This is a genomic window from Kribbella sp. NPDC049584 (assembly GCF_040675555.1).
GTDB lineage: Bacteria > Actinomycetota > Actinomycetes > Propionibacteriales > Kribbellaceae > Kribbella.
The window spans coordinates 1-2702 of record NZ_JBFAPF010000023.1 but is presented as its reverse complement, the minus strand read 5'-3'; the positions used below and the strand labels follow the sequence as shown (position 1 = coordinate 2702).

Genomic DNA, 2702 nt, shown 5'->3' with positions numbered 1-2702 from the left:
TTTGTTTCTGATTCAAAGGATCACTCAATGTAGTCTGTTTTCCGCGATCTTCGGGTTGTGGTTGACATATAGATTTCAACGGAGAGTTTGATCCTGGCTCAGGACGAACGCTGGCGGCGTGCTTAACACATGCAAGTCGAGCGGTAAGGCCCCTTCGGGGGTACACGAGCGGCGAACGGGTGAGTAACACGTGAGCAACCTACCCTCAACTTTGGGATAAGCCTCGGAAACGGGGTCTAATACCGGATAACACCATACTTCTCCTGGGGTGTGGTTGAAAGTTCTGGCGGTTGGGGATGGGCTCGCGGCCTATCAGCTTGTTGGTGGGGTAATGGCCTACCAAGGCGTCGACGGGTAGCCGGCCTGAGAGGGCGACCGGCCACACTGGGACTGAGACACGGCCCAGACTCCTACGGGAGGCAGCAGTGGGGAATATTGCGCAATGGACGAAAGTCTGACGCAGCAACGCCGCGTGAGGGATGACGGCCTTCGGGTTGTAAACCTCTTTCAGCAGGGACGAAGCGAGAGTGACGGTACCTGCAGAAGAAGGACCGGCCAACTACGTGCCAGCAGCCGCGGTAATACGTAGGGTCCGAGCGTTGTCCGGAATTATTGGGCGTAAAGGGCTCGTAGGCGGTTCGTCACGTCGGGAGTGAAAACTCGGGGCTTAACCCCGAGCCTGCTTCCGATACGGGCAGACTAGAGGTAGGCAGGGGAGAGCGGAACTCCTGGTGTAGCGGTGGAATGCGCAGATATCAGGAAGAACACCGGTGGCGAAGGCGGCTCTCTGGGCCTTACCTGACGCTGAGGAGCGAAAGCGTGGGTAGCGAACAGGATTAGATACCCTGGTAGTCCACGCCGTAAACGTTGGGCGCTAGGTGTGGGGGACATTCCACGTCCTCCGTGCCGCAGCTAACGCATTAAGCGCCCCGCCTGGGGAGTACGGCCGCAAGGCTAAAACTCAAAGGAATTGACGGGGGCCCGCACAAGCGGCGGAGCATGCGGATTAATTCGATGCAACGCGAAGAACCTTACCTGGGTTTGACATATAGGGAAATCTCGCAGAGATGCGGGGTCCGTAAGGGTCCTATACAGGTGGTGCATGGCTGTCGTCAGCTCGTGTCGTGAGATGTTGGGTTAAGTCCCGCAACGAGCGCAACCCTCGTCCTATGTTGCCAGCACGTCCTTCGGGATGGTGGGGACTCATAGGAGACTGCCGGGGTCAACTCGGAGGAAGGTGGGGATGACGTCAAGTCATCATGCCCCTTATGTCCAGGGCTTCACGCATGCTACAATGGCCGGTACAAAGGGCTGCGAAACTGTAAGGTGGAGCGAATCCCAAAAAGCCGGTCTCAGTTCGGATTGGGGTCTGCAACTCGACCCCATGAAGTCGGAGTCGCTAGTAATCGCAGATCAGCAACGCTGCGGTGAATACGTTCCCGGGCCTTGTACACACCGCCCGTCACGTCATGAAAGTCGGCAACACCCGAAGCCGGTGGCCTAACCCTTGTGGAGGGAGCCGTCGAAGGTGGGGCTGGCGATTAGGACGAAGTCGTAACAAGGTAGCCGTACCGGAAGGTGCGGCTGGATCACCTCCTTTCTAAGGAGCACTTCGGTGGGTTGCTCGAGAGAGTGCCTGCCCATTCATCGTTTCCTGGGCGAATGTTCCGGGGCGATGGTGCTTCGGACTGTGGAACATTGACCATTAGGTGCTGAAGCGGAGTCGCTGAAGCTAGTACTGCTCACTGTGTGGGCGTGGAACGTGGAGTGGCCGAGTGGATCGCCGAGGCGCGCTGTTGGGTCCTGAGGAATCGGGCCTGCCTGAGTGATCGGGTTGGACTGTTTCTTCTGGGTCACGGATCGACCGGGTGATACTGGTTGGTGTGGTGGCTGGGGCCGGCTCTCATCAAACCGTTGGTGTGGGTGTTCTGTCTGGGTGTGTTGTTTCCCTGGGCGGGGTGCTTATCTCGATAGGTGGTGGTTCGGGGCTGGTTTTCCTGCCCGTATTTTGAGAACTGTATAGTGGACGCGAGCATCTCTTTGTAGCGTAATTTTGCTTTTTGTTTGTTTGTTTTGTGACAAGCTACTAAGGGCAATCGGTGGATGTCTTGGTACCAAGAGCCGATGAAGGACGTTGGAGCCTGCGATAAGCCCCGGGGAGTTGGCAACCGAGCTGTGATCCGGGGGTGTCCGAATGGGGAAACCCAGCTGGCATTCTAAAGCCAGTTACCAGTGCCTGAACACATAGGGTTCTGGAGGGAACGCGGGGAAGTGAAACATCTCAGTACCCGCAGGAAGAGAAAACAATAGTGATTCCGTGAGTAGTGGCGAGCGAAAGCGGATGAGGCTAAACCATGTGCGTGTGATAGCCGGCGTGCGTTGCGCATGTGGGGTCGTGGGAGCATTCTGACACTAATGCCGTGGTGTCGAAGAGTTATCAATCACTGTTGAAGTCGAATCTTCTGGAATGTTGAGCCGTAGTGGGTTATAGCCCTGTAGGCGTAAGACAGTGACTCTTGAGTGTTTTCCCAAGTAGCACGGGACTCTTGAAATCTCGTGTGAATCTGGCGGGACCACCCGCTAAGCCTAAATACTTCTTGGTGACCGATAGCGGACTAGTACCGTGAGGGAAAGATGAAAAGTACCCCGGGAGGGGAGTGAAATAGTACCTGAAACCGGTTGCCTACAATCCGTCGGAGCAT

The 2702-nt window shown here is 56.3% G+C and carries 2 rRNA genes; both read left to right on the top strand.

Annotated elements, in window-relative coordinates:
- Nucleotides 1–75: 75 nt before the first annotated feature.
- A 16S ribosomal RNA gene (locus AB0J62_RS40445) occupies nt 76–1600 on the top strand.
- A 476-nt stretch (nt 1601–2076) separates the two neighbouring features.
- Nucleotides 2077–2702, top strand: a 23S ribosomal RNA gene (locus AB0J62_RS40440); the annotation flags it as partial.